The 811-nt window shown below is 43.4% G+C and carries 1 protein-coding gene; it reads left to right on the top strand.

Going from position 1 to position 811, the window contains the following annotated elements:
- The coding region (locus ETC02_RS16755) for a transposase (protein WP_171698460.1) at window positions 1–678 on the top strand (678 nt) is incomplete at its 5' end.
- Window positions 679–811 lie beyond the last annotated feature (133 nt).

The following is an 811-nucleotide window of genomic DNA, read 5'->3' as shown; positions in this document are numbered from 1 at the left end:
GTGTATATCAAGGAGAATGGCCAGTGGAAGGAATGGGATTGGGAATCCCTTGGGAATCAATTAGAGGAAGGGGAATCAGTGGAAATGGAACATGTATACATCGGACATGAACGCTTGTATGTTCCACGGTTGGTTTTCCGCCGTCTGACGGCGGAAGAATGGCAAAAACGGATGGCGTATGTGCGGAAAAAGGAAAAAAGAAAAGGGAAGGCGCTGGCACGCCAAACCCTCGAACAAAAGAAATACCACATCTTACTGACGAATTTACCACAAGAGTCGTTTGATGGTCAACAGGTTTATGAGCTCTATTCCCTGCGCTGGCAAATTGAATTGTTGTTTAAAGCCTGGAAATCCGTATTTGATTTGGAGAAAGTCAAGGAGATGAAAAAAGAACGTTTCGAATGCCATTTATACGGGACGTTGATTGCCATTTTGGTCACCCAGACGTTTCTGTTTCAAGCTCGGATGTATTGGCATCAAAAGGAAGACATTGAAATCAGTGAACGGAAAGCGCTCGATCTTCTCCAATCGTATTGGCACCAGTTGCTTTTGCGTTCGCATATGGCGGAAATCAACCTTTTCTCTCTCCTTTCCCTGTTACGAAAACATGCCAAGAAAGGTCGAAGGAAAGGGGGAGAAACGGCATCAGATATCTTAACGAAATTAGAGATATGGTAGAATTAGATATGGATATAAATACCAAATACCCCTCTTCTGGAGGGGTATTTGGTATGCCCAATAATGGATGTGATCCCCATCATTCACTGCGGGGATGAACACGAGTATCGTCTTAAAAATTTTATACCGCTAA

Source organism: Geobacillus sp. DSP4a, from assembly GCF_013096875.1.
GTDB lineage: Bacteria > Bacillota > Bacilli > Bacillales > Anoxybacillaceae > Geobacillus > Geobacillus thermophilus.
The sequence above is the reverse complement of the archived record's forward strand: the minus strand, read 5'-3'. Positions and strand labels throughout refer to the sequence as shown.